Annotated in this window: 8 protein-coding genes; 7 read left to right on the forward strand and 1 reads right to left on the reverse strand. The window is 47.9% G+C overall.

Going from position 1 to position 15997, the window contains the following annotated elements; all coding sequences use genetic code 11:
- Positions 1-54: 54 nt before the first annotated feature.
- From DF182_RS26295 to DF182_RS26310, 4 genes are all read left to right on the forward strand, one after another.
- Positions 55-1296 carry a hypothetical protein gene (locus tag DF182_RS26295; protein WP_147243556.1) on the forward strand — a complete coding sequence of 414 codons (1242 nt, stop codon included), beginning with the start codon at positions 55-57 and terminating at the stop codon, positions 1294-1296.
- Between the two features lie 49 nt (positions 1297-1345).
- Positions 1346-2389 carry an SMI1/KNR4 family protein gene (locus DF182_RS26300; RefSeq protein WP_113618735.1) on the forward strand — a complete coding sequence of 348 codons (1044 nt, stop codon included), beginning with the start codon at positions 1346-1348 and terminating at the stop codon, positions 2387-2389.
- Positions 2390-2484: 95 nt separating this feature from the next.
- Entirely contained in the window at positions 2485-3129 is a 645-nt protein-coding gene (locus DF182_RS26305) for a hypothetical protein (RefSeq protein WP_113618736.1), read from the forward strand.
- Positions 3130-3132: 3 nt separating this feature from the next.
- The gene (locus DF182_RS26310) at positions 3133-3489 is read left to right on the forward strand and encodes a VOC family protein (protein WP_113618737.1); all 357 of its coding nucleotides are present in this window, start codon (positions 3133-3135) and stop codon (positions 3487-3489) included.
- Here DF182_RS26310 and DF182_RS26315 read toward each other — a convergent pair.
- Positions 3486-3962 carry a macro domain-containing protein gene (locus tag DF182_RS26315; RefSeq protein WP_211327214.1) on the reverse strand — a complete coding sequence of 159 codons (477 nt, stop codon included), beginning with the start codon at positions 3960-3962 and terminating at the stop codon, positions 3486-3488. The two genes, DF182_RS26310 and DF182_RS26315, sit on opposite strands and share 4 nt — an antisense overlap.
- Positions 3963-4107: 145 nt before the next feature.
- Here DF182_RS26315 and DF182_RS26320 point away from each other — a divergent pair, with 145 nt between their 5' ends.
- From DF182_RS26320 to DF182_RS26330, 3 genes are read left to right on the forward strand one after another with little or no spacing between them, the layout of a single operon-like run.
- The gene (locus tag DF182_RS26320; RefSeq protein WP_113618739.1) at positions 4108-8523 is read left to right on the forward strand and encodes a hypothetical protein; all 4416 of its coding nucleotides are present in this window, start codon (positions 4108-4110) and stop codon (positions 8521-8523) included.
- A gap of 5 nt (positions 8524-8528) precedes the next feature.
- A complete protein-coding gene (locus DF182_RS26325) occupies positions 8529-10616 on the forward strand; it encodes a fibronectin type III domain-containing protein (protein WP_113618740.1) in 2088 nt (695 codons plus the stop codon).
- Between the two features lie 16 nt (positions 10617-10632).
- Positions 10633-15996, forward strand: coding sequence for a T9SS type A sorting domain-containing protein (locus DF182_RS26330; RefSeq protein WP_113618741.1), 5364 nt, complete (start codon positions 10633-10635; stop codon positions 15994-15996).
- Position 15997 lies beyond the last annotated feature (1 nt).

Raw genomic sequence — 15997 nt, forward strand, 5'->3', positions numbered from 1 at the left:
TTTGTGAATGAGGGCCCGGCTTTTTCATTAATTTGCTGTCACAACCCAAAAAAAATGAAAAAGCTATCCCTGTATTGTTGTTTAACAATTGTATTCCTATGTAGTGCTATGCCATTTGTTTTTGCCAGCGGACCGGAGCTATATGTTGGTTCTGTTACTTTCCCTGCTGGTTTTGCAGTAGGCGATTATGTTGAATTTCTGAGGACAAGTCCGTCCAATGCAGGCGCTTCCGGCAATTATGAGATCTCTATTTCGTATACCCGTGGTAATATTGCGGCGGGGGCTACTTTTCTCGTGAATGTTACCCATTCTAATCCGGATATATGGAGGGAAGCCGGCCGTATCAGTAAAGCGGGGTACACCACAAGTGCTGTTGAAAATTTTGTGGTAGATGTTAATTCTCAGTATGGATATGTCCGTTTCCGTTTGAGGGCCATCAATACCTATGGCGTGCCGGAATCTCCTATAGGGGTGGATGTTAAGGTAAGGTCTATCAACTCGACAGATAGCTGGGCAGCGATGGATGTAAGAGGAAATAGTACTGCTCCGCTGGGGTTGATGCCGATGACCAACGAATGGAATCTGTTTGTAGGGAATCCGTTTACGGCTGCTTCCGCTGCTGTGGCCATTACCGCAACGATGGACGGCAATGTAGGTATCGGTACCCGTACTCCTCAGTCCAAATTGGCTGTAGCCGGTACACTCTCCGCTCAGAAAGTGAAAGTGACCGCTATCGGCTGGCCCGATTATGTATTTGATAAAAACTACCACCTGCCTGCATTACAGGAGGTACGTACCTTTATCGATGAACATGGTCATCTCCCCGAAATACCTTCCGCAGCAACCATTGTAAAAGAAGGACAGGACCTGGGCGAGATGAATAAAGCCCTGTTGAAAAAGGTGGAAGAACTCACCTTATACCTGATGGAAGAAAACGATAATAACAAAGTGCTGGAAAAACAAGTGATAGAGCTTAAAAACCGGCAAGTGTCTCTGGAACAAAAAGTACAACAACTGCAGGAAAAACAAGTGATAGAGCTTAAAAACCGGCAAGTGTCTCTGGAACAAAAAGTACAACAACTGCAGGAAAAACAAGTGATAGAGCTTAAAAACCGGCAAGTGTCTCTGGAACAAAAAGTACAACAACTGCAGGAAAAACAAGTGATAGAGCTTAAAAACCGGCAAGTGTCTCTGGAACAAAAAGTACAACAACTGCAGGAAAAACAAGTGACAGAGCTTAAAAACCGGCAGGCTTCTCTCGAAAAAAAAGTACAGCAACTGCTGGAGAAACACTAGATTTAATACAGCCCTTCCCGTTATTTTTGTGTTTGTCCTAAATTGCAGTATGAGCGTGACTTTTGATGCTGCTGTGGCAGCCTTATATGAAGAGAAAGATGGCAGTCGTTTTTCAACGCTGAAAGACAAACTGATTAAGACCTTTGCTGGCAAAGACCGCGAAGCGGTAATCCGCAGCCTGACACAATATGCCCGGGAAGGGCAACTCCTGCACTGGCGGGCTTTTCTGATGACCGATATTATCGGACTGGTAGCACCCGGAGAAATGGCCTGGCGTCCTTTTTTCGAATGGAGCATTACCATACCGGCTCTCACTTACTGGGGGATAGATGGGCTGCTTAAAACCGCCGGCCGAGAAGCTTATCCGGTGTTGATAGCCCTGGCCACCCATGACGCTCAGCCAGTAAGCGAAAGAGCCAAAGCCATCAAAAGTATTGCGTTGTACAGCCGGCAGCCATTTGATCGTGAGCTGCCTTCAGATCCTGGCTACTGGAAACCGGAACAGCTGCGGCTTACTGAGCTGTTGCAATGGCAGGAGCAGGGTTATCCCGATGGTGAAGGATATGCACCTCCCGCCGTACATCCGTCACTGTTACATCCCGGTACCGCCTTTGAAAAACTGATGGCGAAACTGGATAAGCAGCTGGAAAAAAGACGCCGCAAACACAAAGACCCTTCCAATCCGCAGGACTGGCTGGTGATAGCCGCAGAGAAAGACATCACGCAAATTAGTGTCCAATGGACACTCCCGGCTGTATATGCCACCTTTCTGCAATACTATTCTCCATTGAAGGTCACACTGCCCGGGGATGATTTTATAGAAGGTCTTCACCTGTATGGAGCACATGAACTGCGGGAACGTCAGGGTGGTTACGCTTTTAATGCCGTCACCGGTGAAACATCGGAAGACTGGCCCGCACAGCTGCTGGTGATCGGTGACGATGCTGCAGATCCTTTCTGCCTCGACCTCTCCGATATAAAAGACGGAGACGCACCGGTATATACCGCCCAACATGGTGAGGGATCATGGAAATTTGAACAGTACGCAGACAGCTTTACCGGACTGATTAAAAAACTGACAGGAAAGAGCTGAAGCTCTTCCAGCTTTAGATAATACCTATGAGATATATCTGCCTTTTTGTTTTGCTATTGGTCGCCTGTAGTGCCCCCGTAGAACCGCGATCAGGCTTGTTTACACAGGATTCCGGATTTATCCGGAAAAAGGATGTATTGAATTTTCTGAAATACAATCATCTTACAGATACTACTGCGAGCGGATGGAGGTTCTATCCGGATAGTGATACGCTGGGCAGATACTATCGCCAACCGGATGGTAACTTCATCGCCTGTTTACTGGATGCGGGAAGTGAGTCTTTCGAAACCCATCTGTTGATGGAGGTTCGCCCGAATGACAGTATTATCAAGGCTGAACGATTTATACACTGGAACTATCTCTGCTGCTGGAATAATCGTTATGAGGGATTTGTAAAGTGCGGAGATTATTATTGTCTGAAGATTTGCGAGACAGGGAGTGGTTATTGCGGTACCCACGTTTATATCTTTAAAAATGTACAGCCACAAGATAGTCTGTCCGGCATTTTGGGGGGATATAGGGCCTCTTTCGGAGGATGGGAATGTACAAGGTATATCACCAGCCAGCCTGCAATCCGCGGAGATTCTTTACTGATGCGGTATAAACTGGAAGAAGTTAATCCGGATGATTCCATACCCCAACCGGAGTCTGTTACCTCTTTTGAAGTACTGTTTCTCCACAAGGAAAATAAATGGATACCAGTGGATAGTACATACCTTAACCATTATGAGCTGAACTAAGACATGATTAGTTTAAACCTCCTCGTTATCAAAACCAACCAGATGCTGGAAGTCGCTGCCTTTTACACACTTCTTGGTTTTGAGTTTGAATATCATCAGCATGGAAAAGGTCCTTTCCATTATGCCAGTAAAAGTACTCCATTGCTGGAAATTTATCCGTTGCCGCAACAGGTATCACAGCCGGATAAAACTACGCGACTGGGATTTAAAGTAAGGGAGCTGGATAAGATGGTAGAGCACCTGGAAGGTCGGGGTATGCCGGTAATTGCAAGGCCCATTATGACGGAGTGGGGATACCATGCCATAGTGCAGGACCCCGATGGCAGAAAAATCGAGTTAACAGAACAGTCCTTTCTTTAAGCAAAGTCATATACTGTTACCGCTACGCCTTTATTCAGCAGCTCCTCTATAATGATAGGCTCTATTTTATCCCAGGTGCCACCTGCCAGTCCGCAGCCGATGCGGGGCATATGCACGGTAGCATTGTTTTCCAGGGCAAAGCTGCTGACCATCCTTAGTCCTTCCTGCACGGCCTCATAGCGGATAGGAGGGATGCCGCCTTTGCCTTTCACAATTTTATGCTGACCAATCACATTGGCCACCCATATGTTGGATGTTACTTTTACAAATTGAGCCTGCCCCAATGCGAAGTTGGTGGCATCGGCGTACCATGTCCGGTATTGTTTTTCCGGTTCGGGCCACCGGGCGGAAACAGCCAGCACAAAGCCTTTACCCCAACGCCCGATGTCATTGCAGATATGAACAATGATCTTGTTGCCAGTGCCCACCGGCTGGGTAGCGTCTCCTTTTATATAGTCTATCGCACTCATCATATATCCTTTTCCGTTAGAGATAAAGATATGATAATATTATCAAGGCGTTATTTACGGATTAAAAAATTAGTTAATTATATAATTATATATATATTTGAAACTAATACCATGAAATATAATTTTTAAGGGCCTATCCTGTTGACCGATGTTCAAATATATCCCTAACCCTTTCCATGCAATGTCTGCATTGTTGCTGGCATTTGTATTTTTTTGCCTGCAGCCGTGTTACGCTACAGACTCCCTGTACACGTCACCGGTGGCAGATACCGCCCAAAAGGGCGATCTGATTGATCATGTGACTGGTGTCTTCAAAAGTATCAAAGAAAAAGGACGTTATGTCAATGCACTCAGCAGCGAAGAAATGGGTAACCTCCCCATTGGGCTGGTAAGAGAAATCAATGGAAAAATTTATGTGATAGCGATCGATAGCGCTCATATGACGCCTACCGGTGCTTATTTCAACGCCTACTTCCGCTTTACTTTTCCGGGCACCAACAGTGAACTGATATTTGGTGCCAAAAATGTGGCTTTCACACCAGGAGGCATTTCCGCATCAGGATCTACCAAACTGGTGCTGCTCAGTGAAAAAAATATTCCTATCAACGATCACCTCGACCTGATATTTCCCGGCGACGGTACCAACTACGTAGAGTGGGATTGTAATGGTTTCCGGGCGGCCAACCTGAGCGGGATTTTTGAATTCGATAAAGCTTGGTTGCAGCCGGAAGATGCTAAAACAGAAAAACTACGTGCAGCCATGCAGGTTAATGTACACGACCTGAATAACATCATGGCCAGTGTAGACATCCCTGCGTTCCATATCAACGGCCTCAAAGACTTCAGCTTTAAAGTGAAGAATGCTACGGTAGACATGAGCGACATCGCTAACCCTGCCGGCCTGAATGTAACCAGTGATATGCTGGCAGATCCGGGCAGCCCGCTGTTATGGCGGGGCTTCTTCCTGCAGGAACTGGAAGTAGGGCTGCCACAGCAACTGGCTACACAGAAAGGCAGACCTAAAGTATCAGTCACCAATTTTATACTGGACGATCAGGGTGTGAGCGGAGCCATCACCGCAGAAAATATTCTCCCGCTGGGAGATGCCAGCGCTGGTGGCTGGCCGTTGTCAGTAGATAAGATAGGCATCTCTTTCAGCAAAAATAAACTCAATGGTGGTCAGCTGGCAGGTCTGCTGCAGCTGGACTTCCTCGGGAAAGATCCACTTGGCTACGATGCTTCCATTAGTATGCGTGGCGGTGATACCTATTATTCATTTGCTGTGAAAACTACCGCTGAAAAGAAATATAAATTCTTCGCAGGAGAAATCACACTTGATAAAAACAGCCGTGTACAGATCACCAAAACTGAAAAGGATTTTGTGCCAATGGCGGTGCTGAACGGTAAAGTGACCCTTAATCAGAGTTTCCTCAATGTCAACAATATCGCCTTCCAGGAACTGACCCTGTCTACCCAGAAGCCTTATGTGCACAGCGGTACCTTCGATATCTCCAACTCCGATAATTCCAAAATGGGAGGTTTCCCCATCGGATTTGAAAACCTCAACATCGGTATCTCCGAAGGCAAAATCGGTATAGGCGGCACCGTTAAGCTCAACTTCATGAACTCCAGTGATAAGGGGTTCAGTGGTAAAACATCTTTTGTAGTGACCGCCGAGCAACAGGATGAAATACAATCTGTGACCGTAGATGGTACTGTAATACAAAAAACAAGGACCCACTGGAAACTGGATAAGGTGTCGGTGAATGATATTGACCTTACCGTAAAAGTAATGGCCTTTTCCATGCATGGCATACTCACCATCTTTGACAACCATCCGGTGTATGGCAATGGTTTCAGGGGCATGCTGGATTTCTCCATTCCCGGACCTATCCCCAAAGCCAAGGCTACGGCTTATTTCGGCTCCAAGGATGATTACCGCTACTGGCACGTGGACGCCTATATCGGTGTAAATATCCCGATAGGCATGTTGCAGATCACAGGCCTGATGGGCGGTATGTCTTATCATATGGAAAGACCTGCCTCTTTTGACCCTTATGAATCCCGTGATGCAGTGGACAAAAAAGGCGGACTGAAAGATGTGTCTGAAATATTTCAGTATGTGCCTACCCGTGATGCAGGGCTGGGCTTCATCGGTGGCGTATCCCTGGCCTTTGCACAGGAAATGGTGGTCAATGCCAACGTAGCCCTGGAAGTACAGTTTGGTACAGACGGCGGTTTCCGCTATGCCCAGTTTGATGGGGCTGGGTATGTGGTACACAAAGCTTTAAAAGCGGCCAACAAACAAGATGCTAAAGAAGATGTGTCAGCTCCGGTATGGGTGAAGTTTAAAATGAGATATGATAATGTCAACAGCACCTACGACGCCAGCTTTAAAACATATATTAATATAGCCGGAGTACTCCGCGGTATCAACGAAAACGGCCTGGTTGGAGAAGCAGCCTTCCACATGGCTCCCAACGAATGGTGGTTCTATATCGGCCGTCCTTCCCAGATGTTTGGCCTCAATGTGCTCGGACTGGCAGAGATAAAGACCTATTTCATGATGGGCAGCAAGGTAGAAGATATGCCAGACGTGCCACAGGAAGTCAAAGAAGTATTTGATGGTGTCAACACCAACTTCATGGCCATGGAAAACGCCATGAGTAAAGGTGGTGGCTTCGGTTTCGGTGCACACTTCCGTGCGGGCTTCTCATTCGACTTCGGTGTGTATGGCGATTTTGCACTGGGTGCCGGAACAGACATCCTGTTGCGCAACTACGGAGAGGCCAGGTGTAAAGGCAGCAACAGCGTAATCGGATTCAACGGCTGGTACGCTTCTGGTCAGGCTTATGTATTTGTTAAAGGAGATGTAGGTATCCGGGTGAAAGTATTCGGTAAGAAAAGAGGATTCTCTATCGCCAAACTCTCAGCCGCGGTATTGTTACAGGCTAAACTGCCCAATCCCAGCTGGTTCCGTGGTATGGTGGGCGTAAAATATGCCGTGCTGGGTGGACTGATCAAAGGAACCGCCAATATCAAAATTGAATTAGGTTCCCAATGTGAAATAGTAGGCGCAAAAGAACTCAACGTGGTAGTGATCTCTGATATCAAACCAGATGATCAGAATAATGATGTAAGTGTGTTTGCCACGCCGCAGGTGGCCTTCAATATGGCCGTAGGAAAATCTTTCAGCATGATGAATGAGTTTGATGAAGTGGCTACCTACCGCATTCAGCTCGATGAACTGAAACTGATGAAAGATCAAAACGAGATCAAAGGTAACGTAGAACTGGCTACTGACGGCTCTTCTGCGTCACTCACACTCCGTGATATCCTGCCTCCGCTGAGTAAACTGACCGCTTCTGCCAAAGTGCATATCGATCGTCAGAACGGTAGCAGCTGGGAAGCGCTGAAAAATGGCAATAACATCGATTATGAAACCAAGTCCGCCACTTTCACTACCGGTGAGGCACCTGACTATATTCCATGGGAGAACGTAGCTTATGCTTATCCTGTTCGTCGTCAGTATAACCTGCTGCCAAGAGAATACAATAAAGGATACATCAAATTAAAACGTGGTCAGCCCGACCTCTTTGCACCGGTAGACGGCTCCGGTAAAAAATGGAAAGTGACCGCCGCTATGACGGCTGCACAAGGCCAGGCAATAGATATACCGGTGTCTTATAGTGAAAATGTTGCAGAAGTAGGTTTCGATATCCCGGCCAATCTGTCCGGAGAAACCATCTACGGATTCAGTATCACCCGTGCATCACTGGACGGTGAAAAAGCGGCCAACAACGTGGTGACCAAAAATACTACGACCATTAGTGAAGAAGGTGATACCACCACTTTCTCGCAGAAAGCACTGAAAGGTAACGCCACCTCTTCCGCTACCAAAGAAGTGATCGCGTATAATTTCCGCACCAGCCGCTTCGGCACTTTTGCAGAGAAAATGAACGCCACTTCCGATCCGCGGGATATGTTTGATATCGCCACTAATTACATCAGTGTTATCGGACAACGTTTTGATACAGAAGAAACCTTTGACAAATTTGAGATTGAAGGGGATGCCACTTTCTCTACAAAACCGATGATCACGCTGAGAGCCGGTACCAACAACGGATGGTTGCAAAACCAGCTGATGCCGCTGTTGTATAACAATTATCCGTTCCATCCGTCTATCAATATCACCAGAGACCTTACTGTCACCGGTGGCATCCCGCCGCTGGATGCTGTACGGCTGTACAACAATGATATTGCCAGCTATAAACTGGAAGATGGTGCTATCAACGATGGATATGCACCAGCCAGACCAGGCCGCTGCCGCTTTATGTATTACGTTTCCTTTGTGGCCAATGATGATTATCATGAGTTGCTCAACAAAGCCAATCGTTATTACCTCAGCGGCGGACAGGCAACACCGGCCATCAGCCGTCTGATGACGTCGCTCTTCCCGGATCTGCAGGGCAACCAGTTCTATCCGGTTGAACTGCAATACAGACTGCCTGGAAAAAACAATATAACATCATCGATTACACGAAGCATTTACTATAAATTATAATATCAATGTACCGTATACTATTTACCGGGTTGTTATCTGTGGGGTTGTTGCTGATGGGCCGGCACACCGCCAGTGCGCAGCAACAGCAAAGTGAGCACCGTATTGTGGGCCTGGCAAATCCCAAGCCCGGAAAGATCCAGCTACGCTGGTCGCCGGCAGGATATATTGCCTGGGAGATAGGTAACAAGTACGGCTATACGGTAGAACGTTTTACTACCTCTGTCAACGGGGTACTCGTACCACATCCGCAGCCTGTACTGCTGACACCGCAGCCGTTGAAGCCTTATTCGCTGAAACAGATGGAGACAGCTGCGCAGAAGGATGACCGCATTGCGATGGTAGCGGAACTGATTTATGGAGAAGGAGCTAAAAAAGTAAAGCCTGAAGAAGGGATCGGTTCCTGGTTTGAAAACCAGAGCCAGAACGACTGGCGTATGAGCATGGCCCTGCTGGCCTGCGATATGTCGGTGGCCGCCGCCAGAAGTGCTGCCCTGTTTTTGGAAGATACTACCGTACGCCCGGGTGAACGTTATGCTTACCGCATCAGTGTAGGACAACAACCTAAAAACCTGATCATCGATACAGCCATTGTGGTAACAGCCCTCAACGAACCTATACTGCTGGGCCGCCCGCCGGAACTGGCCATCGTTTGTGCAGACAGCACCGCTACATTAGGCTGGCTTACCAACTTCAACAGAGGGATGTATTCCGCTTATGTAGTAGAAAGAGGTACAGACGGCAAAACATTCCAGCCGGTGACAGATCTGCCCGTAGTGCCCACTGCTCCCGATGCAGCCGGGTTTTCCTATTACCAGGATTCACTGCCCGATAATGATGTGAAATATTATTACCGCGTAAAAGGGATCACTCCTTTTGGTGAATATGGTCCTTACTCCCAGGTAGTAATGGGCATGGGCGTGCCTGCCGTGTCTGAAAGGCCCATCATGGACACCATCATCGTTATCGATAATAAAAAAATTGAACTTCGCTGGTTATTACCCGGTGATCTCGCCAAAAATCTGTCTTCCATCATTGTCACCCGTTCTGAAAAGGGTAGTGGTCCTTTTTTACCAATAGCCACTTTTAAGACCGACAAAACACCGGTATACAGTTTTACCGATCCAAAACCACTGGCATCCAACTATTACAAGATAAAAGGAATCACTAAAAGAGGAAAGGCGATCTATTCCTTTCCTTACTTTGCCCAGTTGATTGATACCATTCCACCGGCAGTACCTACCGGATTGGCCGGTACCGTAGACTCCACCGGAATAGTAACGCTGAAGTGGGACAGTAATACTGAAAAAGACCTCAAAGGTTATCGTGTGTTTAGAGGTAACAGTGCTAAGGAAGAGTTTACGGAGGCAACACAGGAAATCCTTACTGAGCCTGCTTTCAAGGATACGATCACGCTGCATACCCTCACTTCGAAAGTATTCTATAAAATAATCGCACTCGATAAAAACTATAACACCTCCGCCTATACGGCGGTATTGGCACTCAAAAGGCCGGATACCATTGCCCCTTCTACACCAGTGTTTACCAGGGCTGTACGCGCTGATAGTTTAAACGGTGTGGTGTTGCAATGGAACAACAGTACCAGTGAAGATGTAGTGAAATATACACTGTACCGTATCAATGCCAAAGACAGCAGTCGCCGGGAAGTAGGGGCCTGGGATACTGCGCATCTCCGGGAGTCTTTCCTGGATACAGCAGTCGTGTTGGGCAACACTTATTTCTATGAGCTGATGGTATGGGACGACAGTGGCAACAAGTCGAAAGATATCAGCGGTGATGTTTGGTTTGAAACCGGCAAACGTCCTGCCGTGAAGAACTGGAAAGGCATAGTGGATATGGAGAAAAAACAGGTACTGCTCTCATGGGAATATGATCAGCCGGATGTAAAACAATACCGTATTTATCGTGCCAAAAATGATTCGCCGTATATCCTTTACCGTACGATAGATGGTAATGCTAGGCAGTCGGTAGATGACGAAATTATATTGGGTAATATTTATAAATATAAAATAACTGCTGTGCTTAAAGGAGATGCTAAAGCAGTGATGAGCAGGGAGATTTCCCTGAAATACTAAAATCTGAAATCGCGCGATGTCTTTTTTTTCCCGTATTCTGTGTGTACTGGTCCTGTCGTTGATAACCTGTAATTGTCTGCTGGCCCAAAATATTTCTGTTTATATCAATATTCCGACCGAATATGCCGGTAAGTATGGAACGTTGAGGTTGGGGACCAACTCTTCCGGTGGTCTCTGGGGCATGTCTGATCCCGGTTGGGATATTGGTAGTATTGTTCTTGGTGCAAGAGTAAGCGCAACGCCTCCTTATGTGTTGTTCAAAGATGGAATGCCCGCCGGTAGTGTATCCATTTCTGATATCTATCCAACAAAAGCTAGTAGTACCTTTTATGGCAGCTATAATGGTTATGGCAGTTTTACAGGCAGATGGTTGTATGATATGCAGATGCCTAAAGCTATTAGTGTATCTGTTGGCGCATCCTCGCAAACCTGTGCTACCGAGCAGGTGACTCTTACCTCTTCCCAAAATTGGCCTCTTTTTTCTGATGGTATCGTACAAACAGCTGTTGTATGGGAATACCAGATTGGCGCCAATCCATGGAAGACGTTAGGGACGAATTCCAATAACTACGGAGATACATATTCCTATTCCTTTTATGGGACTAGTATCCCCGAGGTGCAGAGTGGTCAGGTTAATGTCCATTTCAGGTGCCGGGTAAGAGCGTCCTATTCCAGCAGCACCATGTATTCCGACTATTCCGCCACAACGGCTGATTATACTTTCCTACCCGGAGGACCTCAGGTAGATATAAACCGCATACAGAAAGTTTCTTCCTGTGTCGGCAGGGCCACCGGTAAGATTATCATCCCTTCAGCTGCCATCACCAGCAGGTTTCTGAACATACGATGGATCCTGCGGCCAGGTAATGTTTCCACTCCCTGTAATCCCGATCTGTCTGGCGGAGGATCTGCCTGTGGTGATATTATTCAATGGAGCGAGCAAAACATTCCTGTATCCGGCGGTATTACGGTTAATAATGTATCCAAAGGAAAATATACACTATGGGTGATCAACCCTTCCGGAACGGCTGGTAACTGCTACAGTCCTATTCCCGTGGAAGTAGAAGATATGGACCCGCTTACAGCTACACAAGATATGTCCGGCTCTGCGAATGTATCCTGTTTTGGTGCCAGTGATGGTAAAATCACTGTTACGGCGGCAGCTGGTAATGGCGCTACCAACGGCTATTTCTTTACACTGGCAAAAGGTGGTACTACTGTGTCTGCAAAGCAACAAGCCCCTGGTAGTTCCTTGACCTGGAACAACCTATCCGGTGGCGACTACACGGTGACCGTGGAAGATAACGCCTGTTCACCCAGCGTAATATTACCCATACACCTGAATGAACCACAGCAGATAAAAGGAGAGGTATTCCCTGCTGATCCTTCCTGTGCAAGTCCGGGCAATGGTTCTATTGCCGTGGTGGCCGATGCAGGCAGCCCGGCTGTTGCCAGCTATCAGTTCAAACTGTATAAAGATGGTTCATTGATACAGCAAAGCGGGGCAGTGGCTTCGCGTAACTATACTTTCAGTGGTTTGAGTGATGGTAACTATATCGTACAGATATTCAACAGCGATTTCCCTTCCTGCAGTGGATGGAGTATTCCAACCAGCCTGAATGCGGTTGCACCACTGACACTTTCTTTGGATGACCGTAGTATGGTGACCTGTTCCGGCGGCAATGATGGTTATCTGAAATATTCAGCTACCGGATCCACGGGTTATATTTTCACCCTCACCAAATCCGGTGGTAGCCCCGTAAGCAATAGCAGCGGAGTTTTCAGCGCGTTGACTGCCGGCAGCTATAGCATCAAAGTACAAAGAAATGTATCCGGCTGTAATGATGCCGTTACGCAAAATATCACTATCACAGAGCCAACGCCTCTGCAGGTAAGTCTGCAAAAAACGGATATCTCCTGCAACGGCGCTCAGGATGGTATCGTGAAAGCCACTGTTTCCGGTGGTTCCGGCTTCTATCAATATAAATGGGAAAAGCTGAAAGGCGGCGTATGGGTGACAGACCCTTTCTGGTTTGATACCGATACCAAGATCGATGCACTTGCTCCGGGTACTTATCGTGTAGCCGTTTCCGATAGTAAGTCCACCAACTGCTCCGTACTTTCAAATATTGTTGCGATCACCGAGCTGCCGGCCCTGCAGTCCGGCGGGGTGACCATCAAAGACGCTGTCTGCCTGGCCGATGGTGCTACCGTTACCATCTCCGCTACCGGCGGTGACAACAGCTATACCTACGCCTGGACACTGGACGGCACCAATTATACTTCGTTTACATCGGGCACAGCCCTGCATACTTCCGGTTCTTATTATTTCAGAATCAAAGATGGTAAAGGTTGTACGCTGGAGCTGCCGGATGCATATACTATTACCTTGCCCGCCACGGCACTGGCGTTTACAACACAGCTGTCTTCCTTCAACGGTTTTAATATCTCCTGTAACGGTGCGGCTGATGGTAAAATCACTGTACTGGCAACAGGCGGTAACGGCGGAGCCTATACGGGATATCAATATAAACTTGATAATGGTATTTATCAATCCGCGAATGTATTTTCGAATCTGGGCCCCGGAACTTACAGCATCAGTGTGAAAGATGCCCGTGGTTGTGTGGTGTCCGGTAGCGTAACGCTGGTAGAGCCTTCCCTGCGTATCAATGCTACGCATCAGGATATTGACTGTTACGGCCTTGCTACCGGTAGCATTGCGACTAACATACAAGGAGGGGCTGCTCCGTATAAATTATATATCAACGGTACACTGGGAGCGGCACCAGCAATCAGTAACCTGTCGCAGGGCAGTTATGCGTTGCATGTAACAGATGCCAACGGCTGTTCCAAAGACACTACGATTGTGGTTAACTACCTGTACCCGGCAATAAATATCACCACTGCTACGGTGACGGATATACGCTGTTTTGGTACTCTGGGTAGCATCACACTCAACACAACAGGAGGTGATGGTGTTTACCAGTACAGTCTGAGTAATGACAACTGGGCTACGTCCCAATCCTATAGCAGTGGTGCGGGTCTTGATGCCGGTGTGTATGCACTGAAGGTAGCCGATGGGCATGGTTGTAGTCTTACCTATAATAACAAACTTACGCTGACAGCTCCACCTGCTGCCATCAGCTTCTCCGCCACACTTTCAGATTATAATGGTCATAATATATCCTGTGCAGGAGGTAACAACGGTACTGCGCAGATAATTGCTACCGGTGGTAACGGTGCTGCATACAGCGGTTACACCTATGCGGTGGACAATGGTGCTTTTGGCAATAATCCATTGCTCTCCGGTATCAAAGCCGGTCAGCATATCCTGAAGGTACAGGATGGCCGCGGTTGCATGGTATCACAGAACTATACCTTTACAGAATCCGCTCAGGCACTGGGTGTACAGCTGGTGAGCAAGCAGGATGTCCCCTGCGCAGCGGTGCTTACAGGCAGTATCACAGTGGCAGGTAACGGTGGCACCGGCAGTCTGCAGTACAGTCTCGACGGTACCAACTGGCAAAGCAGCCCTGTATTCACCGGATTAACAAACGGAGATTACATCGTTACTGTCAGAGACGCTAATACCTGCGGTATCACTTTGCCGGTGAAGGTGGCTACTTTAAATCCACCTATTGTGATTGATAATATCACCCGTCAGGATATCGTTTGTTTTGGTACGGCGGGAACCATTGGGGTGCAAGCTCATGGCGGCAGTGGTAGTTTTGTCAATGAATACGCCCTGAACGGTGCCGCCTATACGTCATTTAATAACAATACCCCGCTGGGAGCGGGCAATTATACAGTTCGCGTAAAAGATGCTGCAGGATGTTATTCTTCTGAAAGTGGGGCGGTAAGCATCACCGCACCGGCAGCAGCGTTGACCTCTTTAGTAAGTACTTCCGATTATCATGGTATGCAGGTGTCCTGCTATGGCCTGTCCGATGGGGAAATTAACCTGACTACCAGTGGTGGCAACGGCGGCAGCTATCAGGGGTATCAATACAGTGTTAACGGTGGTGCCTACACGAATAATGCTCAATACAAAAACATAGGTGCCGGCAACTATACCATCAAAGTCCGGGATGGACGCGGTTGTGAAATCACTAAAAACATTGTTCTACAACAGCCATCAGCGCCAGTGTCGCTGGTGATCTCAGACATTGCACACCTGCCCTGTGGTGGTAACCCTACCGGAAAAATCACCCTGCAGGCTGCCGGTGGTACATTGCCCTATCAATATACACTCAACAATGGAGCTCCACAGCCGGATGGCGTATTTGCAACATTGCCTGCCGGTGACTATGCCCTCCTGGTAAAAGATGTCAACGGTTGTGCCGCATCAGCCACCACGGCAGTAACAGCCATGTTCCCACCGGTAACAGCTACCGCTACGGTTACGAATGTACGCTGTAATGGTGAATCCAATGGTGCGGTGGTATTGCAAGCGGCAGGCGGAGATGGAAGTTACAATTACCAGTGGAGCAGCGCCGGACTGAATGGGGCTCAGGCACCACAGCTCAAAGCTGGCCGTTACAGCGTAAAAGTCACTGACGGCAAAGGCTGCAGCCAGTCCTATAGTTATGAAGTAACCCAACCGCCGGTGCTGGCGCTGGCTGTGACAGGCTCGCAGATATGCGATGGTATCGATGATGGTACCATCACGACTACCGTACAAGGTGGCACCACTCCTTATCAATATGCACTGGGCAGCAGCATCTGGGGCAGCGACAATACCTTCAGCAACCTCACTTCCGGCGACTATACCGTGAAAGTTCAGGATGCGAATGGCTGCGGCAACAGTCAGCAGACTTCCATCACCAAACGTAATGTTAAGCCGGATGCCAACTTCCTGGTAGCCTCCCGCAAAAACGCCTATGATACGCTGGTGATCAAGGAAATCAGCCTCCCGGCACCCGACTTTGTCAGCTGGACCTTCGACCCGCAGGCTATCCTGCTGGGCTATGACCACGGTACCCCACTGATAAAGTTCACCCGTCCGGGTACCTACTGGGTAGAAATGCAGGGCACTTTCGGTGAATGTAACTACAAAGTGCGCAAAGACCTTCAGATCAGCGACTACGACCCGCTGGCAGGGCCATCCAACAGCCTGCCGGTACGTGTAATCGATACCGTTACACTGTCACCCAATCCTAATGATGGTAACTTCCGGTTCCAGATTAAGATGAGCCGCAAGCAACAGGTGATCGTATCCATATTTGATCTGAATGGCCGCGTGCTGGCTAAACAACAGTATAGCCCGGCACTCCTGATAGATGACCGCTTTGCTTTGGGTAATGCCAATAACGGCATTTTTATCCTGAGGGTAGTCGCCGAAAATGAAAGTAAAGACGTCAGATTTATTATCAGCCGTTAAT

The sequence above is a fragment of the Chitinophaga flava genome, from assembly GCF_003308995.1.
GTDB lineage: Bacteria > Bacteroidota > Bacteroidia > Chitinophagales > Chitinophagaceae > Chitinophaga > Chitinophaga flava.

What these genes read in the sequence shown, in the direction of transcription:
- DF182_RS26295 (WP_147243556.1), top strand. Translation starts at nt 55, where the DNA reads ATGAAAAAGCTATCCCTGTATTGTTGTTTAACAATTGTATTCCTATGT.
- DF182_RS26300 (WP_113618735.1), top strand. Translation starts at nt 1,346, where the DNA reads ATGAGCGTGACTTTTGATGCTGCTGTGGCAGCCTTATATGAAGAGAAA.
- DF182_RS26310 (WP_113618737.1), top strand. Translation starts at nt 3,133, where the DNA reads ATGATTAGTTTAAACCTCCTCGTTATCAAAACCAACCAGATGCTGGAA.
- DF182_RS26315 (WP_211327214.1), bottom strand. Translation starts at nt 3,962, where the DNA reads ATGATGAGTGCGATAGACTATATAAAAGGAGACGCTACCCAGCCGGTG.
- DF182_RS26320 (WP_113618739.1), top strand. Translation starts at nt 4,108, where the DNA reads ATGTTCAAATATATCCCTAACCCTTTCCATGCAATGTCTGCATTGTTG.
- DF182_RS26325 (WP_113618740.1), top strand. Translation starts at nt 8,529, where the DNA reads ATGTACCGTATACTATTTACCGGGTTGTTATCTGTGGGGTTGTTGCTG.
- DF182_RS26330 (WP_113618741.1), top strand. Translation starts at nt 10,633, where the DNA reads ATGTCTTTTTTTTCCCGTATTCTGTGTGTACTGGTCCTGTCGTTGATA.